Raw genomic sequence first — 22,001 nt, 5'->3', positions numbered from 1 at the left:
CTAGGTGCGCATCCCGCGGATCCGCACGGGTTCCACTGTATGCGTCATGCATTTGGCCTAGACGACCAGGACCACCTTGCCGATGTTGTCGCCGGACTCCAGCTGGGTATGGGCCCGGGCCACCTCGTCCAGGGCGAACCGGGTCTCCGGGGCCGGACGGATTGCGCCGGCGGCGATCAGCGGCCAGACCCGCTGCGCCACGGCCGCGCAGATCGCCGCCTTCTGGGCCGTCGGACGGAACCGCAGGCTGGTCGCGGTGACCGTGGCCCGCTTGGTCAACAGCCGGTTCAGGTCGAGGGTGCCCTTGCGTCCACCCTGCAGGCCGATCACCACCAGGCGCCCGTCCAGTGCGAGTGCGGCGACGTTGGCCTCCAGGTACTTGGCGCCCATCACGTCGAGGATCACGTCGACGCCGGCACCGCCGGTCGCCTCGGCCACCGCGGCCGCCCAGTCGTCGTGGTAGTCGATGGCGACATCAGCGCCGAACTCACGGCACAGCTCCAGCTTGGCCGGCGAGCCGGCCGTGGTGAGCACCCGTGCCCCGAGCGCCCGGGCGTACTGGATGGCGAAGCTGCCGATCCCGCCGGTGCCGCCGTGGATCAGCACGGTCTCACCGGCAGCCAGGTGGACGTGGTCGAAGTTGGACACCACGGTGGCGGCCACCTCGATCAAGCCGGCCGCGGTGATCAGGTCGACGCCGTCAGGTGGCGCGATCACCTGCCCGGACGGCACGACGACGTACTCGGCGTAGCCACCGCCAGCCAGCAGGGCCACACACGGATCGCCGAGCGCCCACCCGTCCACGCCGTCACCGAGGGCGGCGATAGTGCCGGCCACCTCAAGTCCGATCACCTCGCTGGTGCCCGGCGGCGGCGGGTAGTAGCCCTGACGCTGCAGCAGATCAGCGCGGTTCACGCCGGCCGCGGCGACCGCGATCAGCACCTCGCCCGGCTTCGGCTCGGGCGTCGGCGCGTCCGCGACGATCAGGTTCTCCGGTCCGCCCGGGGCAGTGACACTCACAACTCGCATGCCACCAGCCTGTCACGTCAGCCACGCCCGGCACGAAGCGGACTGTTCGGTGTCGTCCCGGTAAGCTGTCCTGGCTTGGCGAGGTCGCATAGTGGACTAGTGCAGCCGCCTTGAAAGCGGCCGAGCTGAAAGGCTCCGTGGGTTCGAATCCCACCCTCGCCGCCGCAAACGAAATGGGGACGGTTCCTTCTCGGAACCGTCCCCATTTCGCTCGGGTACAGCTACTACTTGTTCGGGTGGTACGCGCACTCGTCGTCGAGGTTGGCGCTCTTCTCCTTGCCGGTGGACGAGGCCGTCGGAGACGGGCTGGACGTCGCCGAGCTGGTCGGCGTGCCCGTCCCGGTGGCGGTCGGGTTAGCCGACGGCTTGGCCGTGGCGCCCTTGTCGGCCTCGGCCAGAGTCTTCTTCACCAGCCTGCGGACCAGATCCCAGTCCGGGTCCCAGGTCTTGAAGCCCACACTCTGGTTCAACAGAATGCTGCGGATCGGCTTCCCCTTCAGGTTGAGCGCCAGATCGGCCAGAGCCGGCAACATGTTCGCCGGCACGTCGGTGCTCATCGTCTGGGCCGCCGCCTTGGTCAGCGACTGGTACTTGGTCAGAATCGTCGCCGGGTCGGCCTGCTGGATCACCGCGTTGATCACGCAACGCTGCCGAGCCATCCGCTTGTAGTCGGTGGTGTGGTAGCGCCCGCGGGCGAACCAGAGCGCATCGTGGCCGTTCATGTGCTGCTTGGGCCCGATCTCGATCCAGCCGGACGGCTTGACCTCGGGATGGGTGCCACTGGCGTTCTTGCCACCGATCGGGACCCGGTCGTTGACGTTGACGGTGATCCCGCCGATGGCGTTGATGATGTCCCTGAAGCCGTCCATGTTGACCAGGACGTAGTAATCGATCTTCAAGCCGAGCGCCTCACCGACCGAGAGCTTCATGGCATCGGTGGACAGGCTGGACGGGTTGCCCAGAATGTTCTTGGGCACCAGATGCGGAACGTTGTTGTAGATCGCGTTGAGCGCGTACTCCTGATTCAGGGGGTTCGACCCGTCATAGAAGCCGTTCGGGAAGTACTTGTACAGCTTGGAGTCTGGCGGGAACGGCATCTTGGCGGTCTGCCGGGGCAGGTTGAAGATCGAGGTGGCCCCGGTGTGGGTGTCCACCGAGAGCACGCTGACGCTGTCCGGACGGACGCCGAGCTTGAGGCTGCGGCCGGTCCCGGAGTCACCGCCGAGGATCAGGACGTTCAGCCGATCCTTGTTCTTCCACGGATCGACCGCATCGACGGTCGGCGTGGTGGTGCTGGTCTGGCCGAACACTGTCAGCAGGTCAGCGGTGGCCACTGCGACGTTCGCGCCCAGCGCCAGCGGCGCCGCGATCGCGAAGGAGAGCAGGCCCACCACGACGGCGCCGGCGGCGCGCTGCCCCCAGCCGGCTCCGCGGGGCCGCAGCACCAGGTGGGTCGCACCGATGCTGATCACCCAGAACACCGCGATCACCAGCATGGCGATGGCCAGCGCGTGAAGCATGTCGCCATTGGCCGCCACACCGGTGAGCAGGCTGCGGTTGGTGACCCAGAGCCCGGCCACTCCACCGACGACGATCACCCACAGGGCGATCAGAATCGAGCCGATGATCCGGCGTCCGCCGCGGACCAGACCGAGCCCGGGGATGATGGTGCCCAGCACCGTCCAGCCCAGGGAGGCGCCGAAGCTGCGGTCATCAGAGATGCGCCGGGCATCACCGGCATCGGGGGAGGACGCCCCGTCCGCGACGCGGCGAGGTCGCTGAGCGTCGTTCGGGGTGGGTCCGTTCACGGAGGTCATCGGAATATTCGTCCTTGCCTGAGATTGAGCAAAGACAAGGCGACCGGCCCCGGCCAAGACCCCCAGCTGCGACCGGAACGGCCCGCGCTGATACCCCCTTTTGCTCGGCATGCCGACCCCCTTGTAGGCTGACTCGCGGTCTTGGAGGTGTCGCCTAGTCCGGTCTATGGCGCCCGCCTGCTAAGCGGGTTTCGGGCTTAAACCCGATCCGGGGTTCAAATCCCCGCACCTCCGCCATGACTTGGGTGAACGCCCCTTCCGAGGATGACTCGGGAGGGGCGTTCTGCTGTGCCACCGACCACACTCCTGTAAAGCACACTTCACATCCCCGCACCGCCGCACTACTTTCGATGTAAAGGACGCTTTACCAGATGGGGTCCGATGAAGAACCAGCTCGCCGAGTTGCGCACCGCGAAGGGGTGGACGCAACAGCAGCTCGCCGACCTGGTCGGCGTTTCGCGGCAGACCGTGATTTCGCTGGAGCAGGGTCGGTACAACCCATCGATCATCTTGGCCTTCCGGCTGGCACGAACCTTCGAGACCGAGATCGAGAAGCTTTTTCTGTACGAGGAGGAGTCCGAGTGAGCACCCATGAAGCCCTACTGAGCCGTCGCCGCCGAACCGGCTGGGCACTCGGCGCCTGTGGCGTGGTCAGCTGCGCCGTCGGCGCCACCCTGCAAGCGCTGCGGCCGAGCCTGCCCTTCGACCCGCGGCTGGTGACCGGCCTAGGGATCGTCCTGGTCGGCCTCGGGGTCGCCTCATTGCTGCGCGGCGGGCTCCCTCGTCCGTCCGGCGATGCAGCCCGCCGACTCGGCGTCGAGGAGCTGGACGAGCGCAACGTGGCGATCCGCAGACTGGCCGGGAGCCGCGCCTTCTTCGTCTCGGCCGCCCTGACCTACGTGTTGTTGATCTGGGTCTCGTTCGCCTCGAACGGACAGCTGCCCACCTTGTCGGAGGACGGTCTCTGGTGGGCCCTGGCGGCCACCTTCGTGATTCCGCTCGGGGTCTACCTGGCCAGCGTGATCCACTCCCAGCGAGTGATGTGAGCTCGTCCTTCGGTGAGGGTACTCAGCTCGAGTCGCGGAGGCCCTGACCGAAGTCCTCGCTCGGCAGCGCACCGAAGGAGCCGGCCTTGCGGACCAGCTCCGAGCGGGTTGAGGCCTGGAACTTCTCCCGCAGCACCGCCACCTGCTTGCGCAGGGTGTTGACCGAGACGTGCAGTTCCTTGGCCAGATTGGGCACCGACTCGCCGCCGGCCAGCAGTGGAAGCAGCACCGCCTCACGTTCGGTGAGCTGCACCATCCCGGACGGCCCCTCGGCCCCGGCGATCCCGGCCAGCCGCTCCCGCAGCTGCGCGAAGGGTTCGGCGGTCTCCGGGGCGGTGGCCAGCTCACGGCCCAACTCGAGGGCGGCCTGCCGAGCCTCGGGCGGCAGCATGGCGATGGCCAAGTAACTGTGGCCGACCAGCAACTGCTGCAAGGCGTCGACGGTGTCCCGGGCGATGTCGTCGGTGATGCTGCCGTCCAGGGACGTCGCCGCCCCGCGGATCACCAGCAACTGAAGCCGGTCCGAGAGCAGCAGATCGGGGTCCGGGAGCGTCAGCTCCATGGCCCGGACGGCCGGGCCGAGCCGTCCGGCCCAGAGCAGGGTTCTGGCCAGCGGCAACGTCCGCAGGCCCTCGTGAATGGACTCGGCGGACTTGGTGGCCGCGCCGAAGGCGCCGACCCGACACAGCAGGTGGGCCCGGGCCCGACCCAGCATCAGACCGCCCATCGGCTCGTCCTGCTCGCGCGCGCCGATCGGCTGCGCGGCCAGCGCGGACAAGAGGCGGTTGAGGCCGTGCGCTGGGTCACCCCAGATGGCGGCACTCATGGTCTCCAGCCCCACCCGTGCGGCCCAGACTCCAGCCACAGCGGCCACGTCCGCCGGCACCGCGGCCAGCGCCCGCTCGACACCGTCGCGGTCGAGCAGCTGCAGGCACTCCCGGCCGTACGCCAGCGCATCCATCACCTCGGCGACCTGCGCCACGCTGCCAAAGCGAAGGTTGTCGGTGGGACGCAGTACGACCCGACTCAGCTCAGCGGGCGGCCGGACCAGACCGGCCAGGCTGTTCGCCAGCGCCTCGATCGCCGGGGCCAGACCGCCATCGACCCCCTCGGCGGACAACACACCGCCCCAATGCGCCTCGGCCAGTGCATTGCGCAGATCGGCACGCATGATCGACATTCGGCCCGACATCAGCCGGAAGAACGAGATCACCGGCTGACTGGGTGGCCGCCCGCTACGCGACCGCTCGTCGATGAACTCGTCCAGATGCAGCTTGGTCCGCCAGGCCGCATCCAGTGGCTTGCCCGAGGGCGGTAAGTACCGCTCGCCGACCATCCGCAGAATGCCGGCCATCACGGCGGCGTCCGGGCTCTCCCGGCTGGCCCAGTCAGCGTGCAGCAGTACCGAGTCGAGGATCAGCCGATCGAGGAAGGCCTCGGTGCGCCGCGAGGTCGGACGGACAGTCTCGGCCTCAGCGGCCGCTGAGATCCAGGTCAGCACCGGATAGGCTCGGCGGGCCTCGGCCGGCAGATCAGCGAAGATCGGCAGCATCTCGCCCGGGACGTCCGCGGCGTTCTCGACGTAACGCCACCAGATCTGCTGCAGAAGTTCCCAGCGATGGGAGTGCCGGGCCCAGGTGGCGAAGGTGAGCGCCAGCCGCCAGTTGGTGGTCGGCTGGCAGCCGGCCAGCACCTTCATCCGCAGCTCGGGTTCGTCCAGCAGAAGGTGGACGGCCACCTCCAGCGTCGGCACCCACTCCTGGCGCACCTGGATCGCGGACGAGGCTACGTCCGGCACCGCCTCAGCAACTCCGGACTCGATCGCCCAGGTGCGGAAGTCGGACCAGCTGGACCCGGCCTCTTCGCCGAAGCAGGCGACGATCGACTGATAGGCAGCCTGGTCGAAGGCCGGCCAGAAGACGATCAGCGGCAGCCACTGTGGGGCGTCCCGCGGAAGGTCCCGGCCGTCATCATCGATCCCCGGCATGACGCCAGTATCCATCGCTGTGTGACGACGTGCAGTCCAATGCAGCGGCGAGCGTCTGGATCCTGCGCGGAAGCGGCCCTCACGGAGAACTCGACCTCGTCGGGGAGTTGTGGGAGGTTTGCCGGGACCAGGGGGGTCTGGTCCCGGCGATGGACCTGCCAGCCGTGGCGGCCGCTGGCCATCTCGCCCGGAGCCGCCGCATTCTGCGGGGTAATCATCGACGGCCCGTCGGGGGGAGGTCGTCGGGGGCGGCTACTCCGAACTGCGCCGCATCGGGGAGACGAAGCGCTACAACGATTCTGCCCGCGCAGGCCTGACCGGGAACCGCATTCGGCCAGCGCACCATGCCTTTCACCCCGGATACCCTCCAGGGGATAACGGTCACCTCGCGACCATCACCCGGGTCGCCGCTGGGCGCTCCTGAGGGCCACTCGGGCAGCCCTCAGAGAGGCCGCCGGACGCCGCTGCCCACGGTGGCCCGACAACGGCGATGCGGTGTGGTGACGGGTCCCCGGGTATCCTGGACGCCTCAGCGGAGCCCGCCACGCCAGGCACGGCCACCCCCGATCGGCGTCGGGGCAGGCTCCGAGTCCGTAGACGTCAGGAATCGTTTGACCATCTCGACCCCCACCGCCATTGGGGCCGCACAGGGTGCTTCGTCCGGCTCGGGCCGAACCAGCCTGGGCTGGCTGCCCCGCCAACATGGCGCCTGGGCGATGCTGGCTGTTCCCCCGCTCGCGGGGATACGACTGGCCCTGGATCTCGGCACTCTGGGCTGGGCCACAGCGACTCTGATCAGCACCTGGCTGGTCGGCTACTTCGCGTTCAGCGCAGCCAGCGGCTGGCTGAAGGCGCGTCCGGCTCGCCGAGCCCGTTGGCAGCCGGCGCTACTCACCTACGGTGCGGCGACCGCACTGCTTGGGGTGACCACGATCGCCCTGGCCGGATGGACGGTGCTCTACTGGCTGGCCGGCTTCGTCCCGCTGGTGCTGGTGGCCCTGGTCACCACCGCCAAGCATCGCGAGCGGTCACTGGCAGCCGGTCTGGCCACAGTGGCTGCCGCCTGCCTGATGCTGCCGGTGGTCGCGGCGCCGTCCCCGCTGACCCTGGGCGGCTCACCCTTGACGCCATTGGTGGCCGGCCTGACCGCGGCCATGTTTGGCTACTTCGGCGGCACCGTCCTGCACGTGAAATCGCTGATTCGCGGACGCGGCCGTCGCCGCTGGGCAATCGCCTCGCTGTTCTGGCACCTGATCGCCCTAGTGGTCGCCGGGATGGTGGTCGGGGTCTCCGGCTGGGCGTGGCCGCTGCTCTTCGCCCTCGCCCTGGCCAGGGCCACGGTGCTGCTGGTCCTCAACCAGGCCCGCCGACTGCCGACGCTGACTATCGGACTGATCGAACTCGGACTCAGCCTGCTGCTGCTCGTCGTCGCCCTGCTGGCCGCCTGAGCCCGCGCCGTCGGTTGCGATGCCCCGCGCCACCCAGTCACCGGTGGCCGCGGCCCCGTGGTGACCGACGTTGTGACGCAGACCTCTTGACAGCGCGAGACCTGGTGGCGTTAACTCCTGTCGAACCGGTTCGACGCAGACCAAAGGGGGTGTGCCATGGTGACCATCGGTGATGTCGCTCGACGCGCCGGCGTGTCCCGCAGCACGGTCTCCTACGTCCTGTCCGGGAAGCGGGCCATCTCGGTGGCCACTCAGCGCCGGATCCAGGAGGCCATCGAGGAACTCGGCTTCACCCCGAATGCCGGTGCCCGGGCGCTGGCCACCTCGCAAACCATGGTGCTCGGCCTGCTGCTGCAGTTCCACGCCGACGAGTTCGCGCCGGCCATGCTGCAGTACGTCCTGCCGGTCTCGGAGACCGCCCGGGCGCACGGCTACGACATCTTGATGGTCACCGACGCCGACGGCCCCCGCACCATTCATCGGATCGGCGACTCCAACATGGTGGACGGCTTCGTCCTGCTCGACGTCACCGCCGATGACCCGCGAGTCCCCTCGCTGCGCGAAGTGCACCAGCCCGGCGTGCTGATCGGGTTGCCGCGGGACACCCGCGAGGTGGACGCCATCGACCTCGACTTCACCGAGGCCGCCCGGATCCTGGTCGACCACCTGCACGAGCGGGGCCACCGCGAGATCGTCCTGGTCACCCCGCCGCACCACGTCGTCGAACGCGGCGGCTCCTATGTGTGGCGGTTCCGGGACGCGGCCATCGAACGGGCCGCCCGCTACGACATCCGGATCCACGCTCACTACGGCGAGGCCCAGGGCTCTGCGGTCCGTCGGTCGATGAACCAGATCCTCGATATCTGGCCAGAGGCCACGGCCCTGATGGTCCATAACGACGCCACGATCGCGGCATTGCCGACGATCCTCCACGAACGCGGCATTCGGGTCCCCGACGACCTGAGCGTCGTGTCGCTGTACTCCCGCGACTTCGGCGAAGAGTTCTCGCTGCCCTTCACCGCCGTCGAATCCGCAGCCTACGAACTGGGCCACACAGCAGTGACCCGGCTCGTCGAACGCATCCAGAAAGGCCGAGAGGCCGTGCCACCACAAGTGCAGTTGATTGCTCCCGCGATCACCGATCGCGGCAGCACCCGTTACCTGCTCCCGTCCTAACCATTCACTCAACTGAGCTCGGGAGACGGTCGCAGCGTTACCGTCGAACCGGTTCGAATTATCGAGATAGACCCAGGAAACACAACAAGATTCAGAGAGGAACCTACAAGTGTTCACCACAAATCGCGTCCTCCGCTTCGCCGGAGTCGCCGCTTCCGTGACTCTGGTCACGGCGCTCGCCGCCTGCAGCGGCGCCCCCGCGTCGAGCTCCAGTGCCCCCGGCAGCGCCAGCGCGCCCGCCTCCAGCGCGGCCGCAGCCCTGACCGACATCGCCGTCTGGGATCCCTACCCGCAGCACGACGCCAACTCCGACTGGGCCAAGTACGTCCAGTCCTGTGCCCCGGCCGGGACCACCGTGAAGCGGACCTCCAGCGCCACCTCCGACCTGCTGAACAGCCTGACCACCGCGGTCAAGGAGGACAACGCTCCCGACGTCGTGATGCTCGACAACCCGGCCGTCCCGGACGCCGCCAGCGCGGGCCTGCTGGCCCCGGCCACCGATGTCGGCATGGACACCGCCGGCTTCGATGCGAACCTGGCCGGCCCCGGCACGGTGGACGGCGTCACCTACGGCGTCCCGATCGGCGCCAACACCCTCGGCCTGTACTACAACGCCGACATCCTGAAGAAGGCCGGCGTCGATCCGGCGTCCATCACCAGCTGGGACGGCCTGAACGCTGCTCTGGCCAAGGTCACGGCCGCCGGTTCCAAGGGCATCACCTTCGCCGGCATCGCCGGTGAAGAAGGCGTCTTCCAGTTCGAGCCCTGGTTCTGGGGCGCAGGCGCCAACTTCAAGGATCCGGGTTCGGCCGAGGCCGTCGCGGCCGGCGAGCTGGTCTCCAACTGGATCGCCAAGGGCTACGCCCCGAAGTCCGCGATCACCGACAACCAGTCGGCGTCCTGGGACCTCTTCCTGACCGGCAAGTACGCCTTCGCCGAGAACGGCTCCTGGTTCGCCAAGGCCGCCACCCAGCAGAAGTTCAAGGCCGTCATGATCCCGATCCCGAGCAAGGCCGGCGGCGCTGCCGGCGTCCCGACCGGTGGCGAGTTCGTCCTGGCCCCGATCCACAAGGCCAATGCAGCTGCGCACTACGCCGCAGCCAAGCAGATCATCGACTGCCTGGTCAGCAAGGACAACCAGGTGAAGACCGCCGATCAGCTCGGCTACTTCGCGGCAAAGAAGGACCTGCGTCAGGCCCAGATCGCCTCCGATCCGATGTGGAAGCCGTGGGCTGCCGCCATCGAAAGTGCCCAGGGCCGGACCACCGACCTCGGTCCCGCGTACACCCAGACCTCTGCTGCCATCTCCACGGCTCTGCAGGCTTCTCTGAACGCGTCCGGTGATGCCGCCGCGATCAAGAAGGCCTTCGCGCAGGCCGCGGTGGACGCCAAGGGCTGATCCCCGCCAGGGAGGCGGCCGACTGCCCGGTTTGCGGTCGGCCGCCTCCCCCACCGCCTCGTATCGTGGCCCACACGGCGCGGTTGTGGCGGACGTCCCCATCGACTCACGACGATTGGTTCTTCACGTTGAGCACACCGTCCTCAGCTGCTCGGCCGCTGCCGAAGGTTGCGGCCAGGCGACGCGGCCAGCCACCGGGCGATGCCCCTCGGAGGCGGCGGATCCGTCCGACCACCTGGGCCGGGCTGGCCTTCATCGCGCCGATGGCCATCTACTTCTGCGTGTTCTACGTCTACCCGCTGTACGAGAACGTCTCGATGAGCCTGCATCGGTTCACCCGGGCCACCTTCGTCACCGGGGCGGCACCCTTCGTCGGCACCACCATCTACACAGAGGTCACCAACTCGCCACTGTTCGTGCCGACGGTGATCCAGACGGCGATCTTCGTGATCGTCTCGCTGGTCTTCCAGTACACGATCGGGCTCGGGCTGGCCGTCTTCTTCCGGCGCCACTTCCCGCTGTCGGAGGTGCTGCGAGCCCTCTTCCTGGTGCCCTGGCTGCTGCCCATCATCGTGTCGGCCACCACCTGGCAATGGATGATGGACGCCGAGAACGGCATCATCAACCGCTTCCTCGGAGTCTTCGGAATGGACCCGATCTGGTGGCTGAACAACGACCACTCGCTGTGGGCCGTGGTGATCGCCAACATCTGGCTGGGCATCCCGTTCAACCTGGTGATCTTGTACTCCGGCCTGCAGAACATCTCCGCCGATCTCTACGAAGCCGCCGCGATCGACGGGGCCAGCGCCTGGCGCCAGTTCTGGTCGATCACCTTCCCGCTACTCAAGCCGGTCACCGCGATCACCTTACTGCTGGGCTTCGTCTACACGCTGAAAGTCGTCGACATCATCTGGATCATGAGCATGGGCACCGGCAGCTCCCAGACTCTGGCCACCTGGGCCTATGCCATGGCCTTCGGCAAGGGCTCGTCCTCGGTGATCCGGTACTCCCAGGCCGCCGTGGTCGGCACCGTCCTGCTGGTGGTGGCCCTGATCATGGGCTTCGTCTATCTCTTCGTCCAACGCCGCCAGGAGGAGCGATGAACACCGTCCATCGCGCCTGGTGGAAGACCGCGATCGGCCTGGTGCTCACCGCGGCCATGCTCTTCCCGCTCTACTGGATGATCAACGTCTCCTTCACCGAGCGCAGCGCCATCCGCAATGCCGACCTGTTCCCGCGGGCCTTCACCGTGGAGAACTACCAGGTGGTGCTGTCGAGCCAACTGCCGTATCTGGGCACGTCCGTCCTGATCGGGCTGGGCACGGTCGCGGTCACCTTGGTGATCTCGGCGCCGGCCGCGTACGCGCTGTCCAAGCTGCACGTCCCCGGTCATCGGGTGATCAACTTCATGCTGATCGTGGCGCAGATGATCCCGGCCGTGGTGATGGCTTTGGGCTTCTACACCATCTACTCCAACCTCGGCGTGCTGAACTCGGTGTACGGGCTGATCCTGGCCGACTCGACGATCGCTGTGCCGTTCGGGGTGATGCTGTTCTCGGCCTTCATGGCCAGCATCCCCAAAGAGCTGCTCGAAGCCGCCGAGATCGACGGCGCCTCCTACTGGCGGACGTTCTGGTCGGTGGTGCTACCGGTCTCCCGGAACTCGGCGGTCACCGTCGGGCTGTTCGCCTTCTTGTGGGCCTGGTCGGACTTCCTGTTCGCCTCGACCCTGAACCGTGAGGGCGGCAACCTGCGCCCGATCACGATGGGCCTATATGACTTCATCGGCTCTCAGAACCAGGAATGGGGACCGCTGATGGCCGCGGCGGTGGTCGCCTCGATTCCCACCGCGATCCTGCTGATCGTCGCCCAGCGCTATGTGGCCGCCGGCATCACCGCCGGAGCCGTCAAAGACTAGCCAGCCTCTCGTCCACCCCCGCCCGCAGTTCGGCTTCCCGCCACCCGCCTTCGTCCTTAGGAATCACATGTCCGTACTTGGCGAGCCCGCCAACCTCACCTTCGATCTTCGCGAGATCCCGTTCAGCACGCGCGGCTCATGGCTGAACCTCTCCCCGGTGACCGCGCTCCACACCCGCACCGACGCCGTGCACCTGGTCTCGCACCGCAACGGGATGCATGCCGTGCTGCGGCTGGAGCCGATCCGGGACGCGCAGGTCTGTGCGGCGACCTGGACGGCGAGTCCGTCGGTCCTGGGCTGGCGGGCCGGGCAGGGAGTCGTCGAGGCGACCTTCGACGGCCCGGACGCACTGCTGCTGCGCGGGGTCGGGCTCGGGCTGCAGCTCAGCGATGCCGCGGATGGGCTGACCCCGTTCACCGGCACCTACCTGTTCGCCGATGCGCTGGACGATACGCCCACCTTCACCTCGTATGAGACCGGACGCCGCTACCGGGTGACCAGCCGGCTCGGTGCCATCGACATCCAGGGCGCCGAGGCGCTCGGGGTGGCCTCCCGGACGGTCGTGCTCGGCGGGGACGGCATGCCGTGGGAGGCGACCGTGGAGGAGATCGGCACCGCGGCGGTGCCGATCTCCTCCGGGCGCAGCTTCGACGAGGTGGCCGCGGCCCAGACGTCCGCGTTCACGGCGTTCGTGGACGCCATTGCGCCCTGGCGCGACGACCGCACCCCGGCCGCCGAACTGGCCGGGTACGTGCTGTGGTCGGCCACGGTAGCTCCGGAAGGCTTCATGAAGCGGGAGTCGGTGCTGATGTCGAAGCACTGGATGGACAAGCTGTGGAGCTGGGACCACTGCTTCAACGCGCTCGCCCTTGCCCCCGGCCTGACCGAGTTGGCCGTCGACCAGTTCCTGGCCCCGTTCGACCATCAGGACGCCTCCGGCGCGCTGCCGGACTCGATCACCCACTCGGAGGTACTGCGCAACTACGTGAAGCCGCCGATCCACGGCTGGGCGTTGCGCCGGCTGCGGGCCACGGCCGCGCGTCCGCTGACCCGGGCGGAGCTGGAGGAGATCCACGACCGCCTGACCGCCTGGACCCGGTTCTGGCTGGACTACCGGCGCCGTCCCGGGCACGTGCTGCCCTACTACCAGCACGGCAATGACTCCGGCTGGGACAACTCGACAACCTTCGACAAGGACCGGCTGATCGAGTCGCCCGACCTGGCCGGGTTCCTGGCCCTGCAGCTGGAAGTGCTGGCCGATTTGTCGGCCGAGCTGGGCCGTCCGGCCACCCAGTGGACGCACGCCCGCGACGAACTGCTGCAGGCGCTGCTGGAGCAGCTGTGGACCGGGGAGGAGTTCGTGGCCGTCGGGGCCCGTTCCGGGCAGCGGTCGACCTCGTCCAGCCTGCTGAACCTGCTGCCGCTGGTGCTTGGCGAGCGGCTGCCCGAGGAGGTGCGCTCTTCGATGGTCGCGCATCTGCTCGACCATCTGACCGACCACGGTCCGGCCACCGAGCCAGTCAGCTCGCCGCACTACGAGTCGGACGGCTACTGGCGCGGCCCGATCTGGGCACCGTCCACGGCCCTGATCGAGGACGGCCTGCGGGCGTCCGGGTTCACCGAGGTGGCCGACATCGTCAATGCCCGGTTCCGGGCGCTGTGCGAGCAGTCCGGCTTCGCCGAGAACTTCGACGCGGTCACCGGGGACGGACTGCGCGACCGCGCCTACACCTGGACCGCCGCGGTCTACCTGATGTTCGCGGCCGACTTCGTCCGCCGTAGCGCCTGAGCTGCCCGTCGGCCGAACCGACCGCGTTGAGCGAAGCGGGTCAGGCGGTGATCACCACGGCCTGCAACGAGGCCGGACGGTCGGCGCTGACTCGCACGCGGTAGTCGTCGGTCGCACGCTCGACGACCTCGATGCGTACCTCGCCATCGGCGACGACCGCGGTGACGTCACCGGCAGGTGCGCTGAGGGCGTACTCGACCAGACCTCCGGCCGGCAGCTCGACCACTGCAGCGAGCGCGGTGTCGGGGTCCTGCCCGCCCGAGAAGTCGAAGTCTTCGGGCCAGCGCACCTCCACCCCGGGCGAGGCCTGGGCGAAGGCCGGAGCAGGCAACCGCAGCGGCGGCTTCCGCATCAGCGTGCCGAACAGCGCACGGTTGAGCTGCTCCGGACGGGTCAGCAACCGGTCCTCCAGCTCGGCCAGCGCCTGCGCCGCCCGAGCTCGGTCGGCAGCTGAGCTGCGGCCGGACTCGAAGCCGGTGAAGGCCGTCCAGCCCGTCGGCGGCAGGATCGCGCACAGTGAGGTGGACCGACCGATGGTCTTGTACGGCCAGGTGCACCACGAGATGCCCAGGCGCTCGTAGAGCGCGACCGCTGCCGCATTCCAGTCCAGCGTGTTCTCACCGCCCTCCCCCATGTAGAGCGGGAGATCCAGGCGCCCGGCCACCTCCAGGAAGTGGCCGAGGCTGGCCTGATCCGGACGCGACCAGTACTTGTGGAACTGCAGCGCCGAGTTGTCGTCCAGACGACCGGTGAACCCCGAGAAGTCGGTCGCCCAGCGCGTCCCCTCATACATCAGCAGATGGTTGGGATCGACCTCACGCACGGCCGCCGTCAGGTCCTGGTAGAGGCTCATCAGCTCATCACCGAAGTCGTCAGCCCAGTGGTAGGGCAGCGGCTCGTTGAGCAGGTCGTAGGCCAGGACGGTCGTCGACTGTGCGTACCGCTCGGCGATCGCCCGCCACAGTCGCACAGTGAGCCGCCTCCAGTGCGGATCGAAGAACAGTTCGGGGAGCCCGGCGGAGTCGTCGATGTTGGTCCCGGTCTGCCCGCCGGGTGCCGCATGCAGATCGAGGACCACCCCGAGCCCGTGCAGCGCACAGGAGTCGAGGAAGCGATCCAGGTGGACGAAGCCGTCCTCGATCAGGGTGCCGTCGACGGTGCACAGGAGCCGCCAACTGAGCGGAAGCCGGACGTGGTCGAAGCCGGCCCGAGCGATCTCGGCCAGGTCGAGCTCGCTGACATACTCGCGGCGCCAGCGATCCCAGAACTGCGCGGCGCGGTCGCTGCCGAGCACCGCGGCGACGAGACCTTCGATCTGGCGAGGCGAGGTGGACGTGGCCGGCAGTCCCCACATGTAGCCCTCGGGGACCAGCCAGTTTCCCAGACCGATGCCACGCAGCCGACGCGGGCCATCGTCGTCGACGAGTGCTCCGCCAGCGGATCTGAGGTAACCGGTCATTTGATCCCCGACATCGTGAAGCCGGCCACAATGTGCCGCTGGGCAAGGAAGAACAGCACGATGATCGGCAGCGTCATCAACGCAGCGCCGGCCATCTGCACCGTCGGATCGGTCGTGATCTGCTTGTTGAGCAGCGACAGTCCGACCGAGAGCGTATAGGTGCGTTGGCTGGACGACAGGATCAGCGGCCACAAGAAGCTGTTCCAGGAGGCAATCACGGTCAGCAGCCCCTGCACGATGAGGATCGGACGGGAGACCGGGAGCGCGATGGCGAAGAAGATCCTCAGCTCCGACGCTCCGTCGATGCGGGCCGCCTCGAGAAGCGAGTCCGGGATTGTGATCATGAACTGACGGAACAAGAACACGCCGAACGCGCTGACCAGGGTCGGCAGGGCGATGCCCACCAGGTTGTTGGTGAGTCCGGCCGCATTGACCACCAGATAGGTCGGGATCATGGTGACTTGGGCCGGAATCATCATCGTCAGGAGCACGGCGAAGAAGCCCCAGCCGAGCGCCCGTCCGGGGAACTTGGCGAAGCCGTATCCGGCCATTGCGGTCAGCAGCAGGCCGACCAGCCCGATGGCGACCAGGGCGACGGTGTTGAGCGTGTAGCGGGAGAAGTCGAGTTCGGTGAACAGCTTGGCGTAGGCCGCAAACGTCCATCGGGACGGCAGCAGGTGCGGCGGATAGCTGACCGCCTCGGAGCGGGTCTTCACCGAGTTGGCCACCATCCACACAAATGGAAGGGCACAGGCCAGCGCCCCGAGGGTCAGCGGAACCGCGATCAGCACCGTCGCCACCCGCTCGCGAGCGCGCCGACGACTCTGGGTCCTAGTCATGAGCCCTCCTCAGCCGGAGTTGGATCAGCGTCACAGCAGCGATCGTGACCAACAAGACGATCGATCCGGCGCTGGCGTAGCCGAACTCGTTGAGCCGGAACCCGCGCTTGAACAGGAACAGTGACAGTGAAGTCGTCGCCCCCACAGGCCCACCGTCGGTCAGGACGAACGGCTCGTCGAAGAACTGCAACCAGCCGATCAGCGTCGTCATCACCACGAAGCCGAGCGCGAACCGGATTTGGGGCAGAACCACGTGGAGGTAGCGTCGCACCGGACCGGCACCGTCCAGCGCGGCCGCCTCGAGCTGCTCGGCGGGGACGCCTTGCAGCGCGGCCAGCAAGATGATCGAGTTCAGCCCGATGGCGCGCCACACGGCGACCAGCCCCACAGCGATCTGCGCCGAACCAGGATCGGAGAGCCAGTTCACCGCGGGCAGGCCGACGAGGTCGAGCAGCCAGTTGAACAGGCCGAACTGGCCATTGAACATGTACTTCCAGATGACGGAGATGGCCACCAGGGCGGTGACCGCCGGCAGGAAGTAGAGCGTCCGCAACAGCCGGTAGAACCGTCCGTCGCTGCGGTTCAGGCCGGTGGCCACCGCCAGGGCCAGCACCGTGATCAGCGGCACCCCCACCACGACGTAGCCTGCCGTCAGGGCGAAGGCGGACCAGAACTCCGGATCTCCGGCGAGTTGGACGTAGTTGGCGGCACCCACCACGCGGACCGTCTCCGGATGAGCCAGCCCACCGATGTCTAGGTCGGTGAAACTCACGCCAGCGGCCACCAGGATCGGCATCAGCCCGAAAATCGCGACCAACACCAGCGCCGGCAGCGCGAACCCCCACCCTGCCCAGCGACTTGTCGGGCGGTGTCGGCTTCCGGCACGGCCCAGACCTCGCGGCCTCGCCGTGCTGGCGGCTGGTCCGCCGGGTGCGGGTGATATCTGCATCGTGGTTCCTGGTAGGGGTCCGGCTCTCCGCCTAGGGGGTGGAGAGCCGGACCGGGGAGGCGGGATCAGCTGCCGGCGTTGATGGTGGCCACCTTGTCGGCCAGCGCCTTCAAGGTTGCGGCCTTATCGGCACCGGACACCGCGATCTTGTTCAGCGCGTTGAGGATTTCGCTGCTGGCCGCGTCCCACTTGGTGCTGACCGGCAACAGCCGGGCGTCCTTGAGCTGCTCGGCGTACACCTTGACCAGCGGGTCGGCACTGAGCTTGGCGTCTTGGTAGGCCTTGGTGGCCGCCGGCAGATCGCCGTTGCTGGTGTACCAGGCCACCTGCGTCGCCGGATCGGCCAGGAAGTTCAGCAGCATCAACGCGCCGACCTTGTTGGTCGTGTTCTTCCAGACACCGAGGTTGGAGCCTGCGTACAGCGACGTCCCGCTCGCATCGGTGGGGACGGTGGTGACGCTCCACTTGCCGTCCAGATCGGGAGCCTGTTCGGCGACAGCCTTGGCCAGGTAAGGGCCGGAGACCAGCATGGCAACCGAACCGCTGATGAAGCCCGTCGTCTGGTCGAAGTCCGACGCGGTCGGGACCGATCCGTCGGCGTACAGCCCGAGGTAGTGGTCGGCGGCCTTGGTGAAGGCGCTACTGGTGACGTCGATCTTGCCATCGGCCATGATCTCGCCACCGGCCTGCCAGGTGTAGGTCACCGGCAGCGGCGCGTCCCACTGCGGGATGTAGTAGCCGTAGCGCTTCGCGGACTTGTCGGTGAGCTTCTTGGCATCGGCGCGAAGCTCGTCCCACGTCTTCGGAGGGGCGGAAATGCCGGCCGCGCTGAGCAGATCCGAGCGATAGAAGAGCACCCGGGTGTCGGCGATCCAGGGGACCGAGTAGACCCCGCCGGACGGGTTCAGCGCCGTGCTCGCGACGGCGCTCGGGAAGTTGGACTCGGCCAGGTTCGGGTAGGCGGCCAGGTCGGCCGACACGTCCGCCAACGCATCGCCCTTGAGGAAGCTGGCCAGCTGGGAAAGGCCGATCTGCGTGACGTCCGGGCCCTTGCCGGAGGCGACCGCACTGGTCAGCCGGTCGTTGACGCTGTCCCACGGAACCGCCTCGACAGTGACATCGATCCCGGTCTGCGTCTCGAACGGCGCGATCAGCTGCTCGAACTTGGTGGCTGAGTCGCCCATCACCCATACGGTGAGCGTCTTTCCGTATGCAGCTGCGCTGCTGCTCGCGGAGGCGCTTCCCGACGGGCTGGTCGAGGCTGCGGGGGCCGCCGCGCAGGCGGCAGTCGTGGCCAGAATGAGTGTCGCTACAAGAGCAGTTGCGGCCCTGCGTGAGTGCATCATTGCTTCTCCTTGTCTTCTTGCTGCTGTGGTCAGGAACTTGCCTTTGCCGGCCCGGCGGCGATCTGCTCGATGAACCGGGCCAGGGGAATCAGAGCCGCTCCGACGGCCGTCGTATCGCCGCCGAAGCTGGTGGGGACGATCTGGAGGGTCTTGGTGCTCGGCCCGAAGGCGTGGGACGTCACTGCCGCCTCGAGCTCCGCCCCGAAGTAGTGCATCAACCTCAGCCCGACCCAGCCGGAGATGAACACCCGCTCCGGATTGAGCAGGGTGATCACATTGCCGAGGGAGATCCCCAGGCGCTGCAGCGCATCGGCGACCACCCCAGAGGCGATCGGGTCGCCGTCACGGGCGGCCTCGCACAGCGCGGTGATCCGATCCCAGCCGGAGCCGGTCTGGTCGGGTCCGCCGGCGGCGTGCCACTGCCCGAGGAGAGCCTCTGCACCAATCAGGGACTCCAGGCAACCGCGAGAGCCGCATCGACACAGCGGACCGGTCGGCTCGGCCGTGGTGTGGCCCCATTGACCCGCCATCCCATTGCTGCCGCGGACCAGCTCGCCGTTCATCACGGCACCGAGCCCCACCCAGCGGCCCAGGTGGGCGACCGTGAAGTGCGAGCGGTTGTCGTCGCGGTTGAGTCGCTGCTCGGCCAAGGCCGTCACGCTGGTCGCGTTCTCGGCGAAGACCGGGATCTCTGCATCCAGCAGCACCGAAACCGGCGTCGGCTTCCAACCCAGGCTCGGCGCGTACACGATCGGGTCGCCGCCGTCACCGGGGGTCTCGACGGTGCCCGGCACAGCCAGGCCGATTCCGCTCACCCGGCCGGGGTGACGGGCGACAATCTCGTCCACCGCGTCTCGCAGGAGAGCACCCACCAAGGTGGGGTCGGACCGTCCGTCGCGCAGCTCCCGGCTGGCGGACTCACGCAGGGTCATCGAGAGATCGAAGAGTTCGACCGCGACGTCCCGCTCGCCGACCTCGGCGCCGATGAACAGCGCCGCATCCGCGTTCGGCTTGAGCAGAGTCACGGGGCGTCCGCGGGTGGCTCTGGTCCCCTCTTCCACCACGAGACCGTCGGCGACCAGGTCGTCCACGATGTTGGTGATTCCGCCTGAGGACAGCTCCAGGCGGCGGCCGAGGACCGTCCGACTCATCGAGCCGGAGTACACCAGCTGTTCCAGCACTCGGGCTCGATTCGCACGCCGGAGATGCTCAACGGTGGCAGCCATGACACCCTTTCCTCACGATGTGAGGGAACTATATTCACGTCGTAAGGAAAGCGTCAAGGGGTGCCACCAGATCGTCCATCACGCGCGCCGAGTCGGTGCCAGAGCATGGGTCGAGGACGCGCGGTGCGCCTCCCGAACCGGGACGGTAGCCGCCTACCCCTCGTCTGCCCAAGTTGTGAGTTGGGCGGCGATGTCGCCGGATAACTCACAGCTTGCGAGGCCGGCCGACCTGGTGGGCTGCTAGGCGGGTGCCCCGATCCGGAACCGACGGACGAGCTGGTCGGCTCGGCGGGAGCTGTGCCCCACCCGGAGTTCGAAGTCCCCGGATTCGACAGCGCGCTCGCCGCGGGCGTTGACGATCGTGCAGGCCGCGGCCGGAATCTCCAGCTCCACCCGGACGCTGGCGCCGGGCGCCACTTCGACCTGAGTGAAGGCCTTCAGCTCCTGATCGGCCCAGGTGGCGCTGGTCACCAGATCGCTCACGTAGGCCTGGACGGTCTCCAGGGCCGGCCGGGCGCCGGTGTTCGACACGGTCACGCCGAACCGGAGCAGCCCGTCCGCGGTGATGGCCTCGGACTCCAACTTGAGCTCCGCGTAGCCGAGCTCGGTGTAGGACAGCCCCTCACCGAAGGCGAACAGCGGATCCTGAGTGAGGTCGGCGTAGCGGTCGCCGTGCTGACCGCGGATCTGGTTGTAGTAGATGGGCTGCTGGCCCACGTGCCGGGCGAACGAGATCGGCAGCCGTCCGCTGGGCTCGATCAGGCCCAGCACGAGTTCGGCGATCGCCCGTCCGCCGCGCATGCCCGGGTTGAATGCCTCGATGATCGCGGATGCCTGCAGCGCGGACGCCGGCAGTGTGCTCGGCTTGCCCTGAACCAGCACCACCACGGTCGGGGTGCCGGTGGCCACCACGGCGTCCAGCAGCGCCACCTGGCCGCCCTGCAGGTCGAGGGTGGCCGTCGAGCAGGTCTCCCCGTTCAGGGCCACCGTGTCGCCGAGGACGACCACGGCCAACTCGGAGGCCTGCGCGGCGGCCACGGCCTCGGCGATCAACGCAGCATCGGGCTCGGCAGCCACGAAGAGCGGTGGACGCGGCTGTCCATCGGCGAAGGTGCCGCCGGCCGGGTCGGGATGCAGCTCGCCGATCTCGGCGCCGAGGGCGTAGCTGACCTGGCCATCCGAGCCCACCAGCTGCCGGAAGCCGTCCAGCACGGTGTCGATCATCTCCCGCGGCTGGCCGTCGGGCAGCCACGGCACCTGGCCGGAGTTACCGGCCCAGTCGCCGAGCATGGCCTGCGGGTCGTCCGCGTTGGGGCCGATCACCGCGATCCGCGGCCCGCCACCCGCCTCCTGGGTGAACGGCAGGGTGCCATCGTTGCGGAGCAGGACCAGGCTGCGCCGGGCGATCTGCAGGTTCAGCTCGGCCCGCTCAGAGCTGCCGATCGCGCGCTGACGAGCCAGATCAGGATGACGAGGGTCCTCGAACAGGCCCAGCCGGAACTTCGTCCGCAGCACCCGGCGGACGGCTTCGTCGATGTCGGCCTCGGTGATCAGCCCGCGGGACACCGCCTCCTGGGCGCCTTCGAAGAAGCTGGGGGTGGTCATCACCACGTCATTGCCGGCCCGGACGGCCACCACGGCGGCCTCGGCGATGTCGGCACAGATCTGCTGCTCCCAGACCATCCGTCCGACGTTGTCCCAGTCGGTGACCAACAGCCCGTCGAAGCCCCATTCGTCCTTGAGGACGTCGTTGAGCAGCCACCGGTTCGCAGTGATCGGGACGCCGTCCATCGACTGGTAGCCGATCATCACGGTGCCCACCCCGCCGCGCACTGCCGCTTCGAACGGGGGCAGGAACCACGAGCGCAGCTTGCGCGGGGTCAGGTCGGCCTCGCTGGCGTCCCGGCCGCCCTGAGTTTCGGAGTAGCCGGCGAAGTGCTTGGCACAAGCCAGCACCGCCTCGGGATCGGTCAGCCCGTCGCCCTGGTAGCCGCGGACCATGGCCTCGCCGAGGACCGAGAGCAGATACGGGTCCTCGCCGAAGGTTTCGTTCACCCGTCCCCAACGCAGGTCGCGGCTGATGCACAGCACCGGCGAGAACGTCCAGTGCATGCCGGTGGCGGCCATCTCGGACGCCGTGATCCGCGCGGACTCCTCGACCAGGGACGCGTCCCACGAGCAGGCCAAGGCCAACTGGGTGCCGAAGATGGTGGCGCCCGGCCAGAACGAGTGGCCGTGGATGCCGTCGTCGGCGACCAGCAGCGGGATGGCCAGCCGCTGCTCGGCGGCCATCCGATGAGCCACCGGCAACAGCTCGGGAGAGGTGTGCAGGATCGACCCGGCATGCCGGGCCACGATCGCGTCCTCGAGATCCTCGCGGGCGTCGAGCATCAGCATCTGACCGACCTTCTCGGCCAGGGTGAGCCGACCGAGCAGGTCGTCGATGCGCTCCTCGATCGGCAGGCTCGGATCGCGGAAGTCACCCATCGCAGTCCCCTTACGGCGTCGTAGAAGCGGGACGCTATCACGCCGGTCGGCAACCGCTCTCATCAGCCGAGCACGGGAGGAACGCG

General features: G+C 68.2%; 17 protein-coding genes and 2 tRNA genes. 10 read left to right on the top strand and 9 right to left on the bottom strand.

Going from position 1 to position 22,001, the window contains the following annotated elements; translation table 11 throughout:
* Positions 1-57: 57 nt before the first annotated feature.
* On the bottom strand, positions 58-1,029 hold the full coding sequence (locus tag ATK74_RS14765; RefSeq protein WP_098461760.1) for an NAD(P)H-quinone oxidoreductase: 972 nt from the start codon (positions 1,027-1,029) through the stop codon (positions 58-60).
* 77 nt (positions 1,030-1,106) lie between these two features.
* Between ATK74_RS14765 and ATK74_RS14760 the strand changes: the two genes are divergently transcribed.
* Positions 1,107-1,191: transfer RNA gene (locus ATK74_RS14760), tRNA-Ser, on the top strand.
* Between the two features lie 62 nt (positions 1,192-1,253).
* Here the strand turns inward: ATK74_RS14760 and ATK74_RS14755 are convergent.
* A complete protein-coding gene (locus ATK74_RS14755) occupies positions 1,254-2,846 on the bottom strand; it encodes an LCP family glycopolymer transferase (protein WP_169923881.1) in 1,593 nt (530 codons plus the stop codon).
* 143 nt (positions 2,847-2,989) lie between these two features.
* On the opposite strand from ATK74_RS14755, the gene ATK74_RS14750 reads away from it, so the two are divergent.
* From ATK74_RS14750 to ATK74_RS14740, 3 genes are all read left to right on the top strand, one after another.
* Positions 2,990-3,083, top strand: a tRNA-Ser gene (locus ATK74_RS14750).
* A gap of 144 nt (positions 3,084-3,227) precedes the next feature.
* Positions 3,228-3,431 (top strand): helix-turn-helix transcriptional regulator, encoded by a 204-nt coding sequence (locus ATK74_RS14745; protein ID WP_098461758.1) that lies wholly within the window; start codon positions 3,228-3,230, stop codon positions 3,429-3,431.
* Positions 3,428-3,892 (top strand): hypothetical protein, encoded by a 465-nt coding sequence (locus tag ATK74_RS14740; protein ID WP_098461757.1) that lies wholly within the window; start codon positions 3,428-3,430, stop codon positions 3,890-3,892. The genes ATK74_RS14745 and ATK74_RS14740 overlap by 4 nt, the downstream gene beginning before the upstream one ends.
* 22 nt (positions 3,893-3,914) lie before the next feature.
* Here ATK74_RS14740 and ATK74_RS14735 read toward each other — a convergent pair whose 3' ends face one another.
* Positions 3,915-5,879, bottom strand: a complete 1,965-nt coding sequence (locus tag ATK74_RS14735) for a helix-turn-helix transcriptional regulator (protein WP_169923880.1) — start codon at positions 5,877-5,879, stop codon at positions 3,915-3,917.
* A 611-nt stretch (positions 5,880-6,490) separates the two neighbouring features.
* Here ATK74_RS14735 and ATK74_RS14730 point away from each other — a divergent pair.
* From ATK74_RS14730 to ATK74_RS14705, 6 genes are all read left to right on the top strand, one after another.
* Complete coding sequence (locus tag ATK74_RS14730; protein ID WP_169923879.1) at positions 6,491-7,327, top strand: YwiC-like family protein; 837 nt, start codon at positions 6,491-6,493, stop codon at positions 7,325-7,327.
* 156 nt (positions 7,328-7,483) lie between these two features.
* A complete protein-coding gene (locus ATK74_RS14725; protein WP_098461754.1) occupies positions 7,484-8,503 on the top strand; it encodes a LacI family DNA-binding transcriptional regulator in 1,020 nt (339 codons plus the stop codon).
* A gap of 109 nt (positions 8,504-8,612) precedes the next feature.
* Complete coding sequence (locus ATK74_RS14720) at positions 8,613-9,902, top strand: sugar ABC transporter substrate-binding protein (protein WP_098461753.1); 1,290 nt, start codon at positions 8,613-8,615, stop codon at positions 9,900-9,902.
* Positions 9,903-10,030: 128 nt separating this feature from the next.
* Complete coding sequence (locus tag ATK74_RS14715; RefSeq protein WP_211283395.1) at positions 10,031-11,005, top strand: carbohydrate ABC transporter permease; 975 nt, start codon at positions 10,031-10,033, stop codon at positions 11,003-11,005.
* Positions 11,002-11,820 carry a carbohydrate ABC transporter permease gene (locus ATK74_RS14710; protein WP_098461751.1) on the top strand — a complete coding sequence of 273 codons (819 nt, stop codon included), beginning with the start codon at positions 11,002-11,004 and terminating at the stop codon, positions 11,818-11,820. Before ATK74_RS14715 ends, ATK74_RS14710 begins: the two co-directional genes overlap by 4 nt.
* 67 nt (positions 11,821-11,887) lie before the next feature.
* Complete coding sequence (locus tag ATK74_RS14705; protein WP_098461750.1) at positions 11,888-13,609, top strand: amylo-alpha-1,6-glucosidase; 1,722 nt, start codon at positions 11,888-11,890, stop codon at positions 13,607-13,609.
* A gap of 40 nt (positions 13,610-13,649) precedes the next feature.
* Here ATK74_RS14705 and ATK74_RS14700 read toward each other — a convergent pair whose 3' ends face one another.
* From ATK74_RS14700 to ATK74_RS14675, 6 genes are all read right to left on the bottom strand, one after another.
* Complete coding sequence (locus ATK74_RS14700; RefSeq protein WP_098461749.1) at positions 13,650-15,068, bottom strand: glycoside hydrolase family 5 protein; 1,419 nt, start codon at positions 15,066-15,068, stop codon at positions 13,650-13,652.
* The gene (locus ATK74_RS14695) at positions 15,065-15,907 is read right to left on the bottom strand and encodes a carbohydrate ABC transporter permease (RefSeq protein WP_098461748.1); all 843 of its coding nucleotides are present in this window, start codon (positions 15,905-15,907) and stop codon (positions 15,065-15,067) included. Before ATK74_RS14695 ends, ATK74_RS14700 begins: the two co-directional genes overlap by 4 nt.
* A complete protein-coding gene (locus ATK74_RS14690) occupies positions 15,900-16,727 on the bottom strand; it encodes a carbohydrate ABC transporter permease (RefSeq protein ID WP_211283394.1) in 828 nt (275 codons plus the stop codon). The genes ATK74_RS14695 and ATK74_RS14690 overlap by 8 nt, the downstream gene beginning before the upstream one ends.
* Before the next feature lie 194 nt (positions 16,728-16,921).
* Positions 16,922-18,040, bottom strand: a complete 1,119-nt coding sequence (locus ATK74_RS14685; protein ID WP_211283393.1) for an extracellular solute-binding protein — start codon at positions 18,038-18,040, stop codon at positions 16,922-16,924.
* A gap of 191 nt (positions 18,041-18,231) precedes the next feature.
* Positions 18,232-19,428, bottom strand: a complete 1,197-nt coding sequence (locus tag ATK74_RS14680; RefSeq protein ID WP_098461746.1) for an ROK family transcriptional regulator — start codon at positions 19,426-19,428, stop codon at positions 18,232-18,234.
* Between the two features lie 240 nt (positions 19,429-19,668).
* Positions 19,669-21,915, bottom strand: a complete 2,247-nt coding sequence (locus ATK74_RS14675) for a glycoside hydrolase family 3 N-terminal domain-containing protein (RefSeq protein WP_098461745.1) — start codon at positions 21,913-21,915, stop codon at positions 19,669-19,671.
* Between the last annotated feature and the right edge of the window lie 86 nt (positions 21,916-22,001).

Source organism: Propionicimonas paludicola (assembly GCF_002563675.1).
GTDB classification, from domain to species: Bacteria; Actinomycetota; Actinomycetes; order Propionibacteriales; family Propionibacteriaceae; genus Propionicimonas; species Propionicimonas paludicola.
The sequence above is the reverse complement of the archived record's forward strand: the minus strand, read 5'-3'. Positions and strand labels throughout refer to the sequence as shown.

Bases quoted from the DNA above. Each gene is read 5' to 3' on its own strand.
- ATK74_RS14745 (WP_098461758.1), top strand. From the start codon at position 3,228: ATGAAGAACCAGCTCGCCGAGTTGCGCACCGCGAAGGGGTGGACGCAA.
- ATK74_RS14675 (WP_098461745.1), bottom strand. From the start codon at position 21,915: ATGGGTGACTTCCGCGATCCGAGCCTGCCGATCGAGGAGCGCATCGAC.
- ATK74_RS14710 (WP_098461751.1), top strand. From the start codon at position 11,002: ATGAACACCGTCCATCGCGCCTGGTGGAAGACCGCGATCGGCCTGGTG.
- ATK74_RS14695 (WP_098461748.1), bottom strand. From the start codon at position 15,907: ATGACTAGGACCCAGAGTCGTCGGCGCGCTCGCGAGCGGGTGGCGACG.
- ATK74_RS14685 (WP_211283393.1), bottom strand. From the start codon at position 18,040: ATGGGCGACTCAGCCACCAAGTTCGAGCAGCTGATCGCGCCGTTCGAG.
- ATK74_RS14705 (WP_098461750.1), top strand. From the start codon at position 11,888: ATGTCCGTACTTGGCGAGCCCGCCAACCTCACCTTCGATCTTCGCGAG.
- ATK74_RS14765 (WP_098461760.1), bottom strand. From the start codon at position 1,029: ATGCGAGTTGTGAGTGTCACTGCCCCGGGCGGACCGGAGAACCTGATC.
- ATK74_RS14735 (WP_169923880.1), bottom strand. From the start codon at position 5,879: ATGCCGGGGATCGATGATGACGGCCGGGACCTTCCGCGGGACGCCCCA.
- ATK74_RS14725 (WP_098461754.1), top strand. From the start codon at position 7,484: ATGGTGACCATCGGTGATGTCGCTCGACGCGCCGGCGTGTCCCGCAGC.
- ATK74_RS14755 (WP_169923881.1), bottom strand. From the start codon at position 2,846: ATGACCTCCGTGAACGGACCCACCCCGAACGACGCTCAGCGACCTCGC.
- ATK74_RS14700 (WP_098461749.1), bottom strand. From the start codon at position 15,068: ATGACCGGTTACCTCAGATCCGCTGGCGGAGCACTCGTCGACGACGAT.
- ATK74_RS14680 (WP_098461746.1), bottom strand. From the start codon at position 19,428: ATGGCTGCCACCGTTGAGCATCTCCGGCGTGCGAATCGAGCCCGAGTG.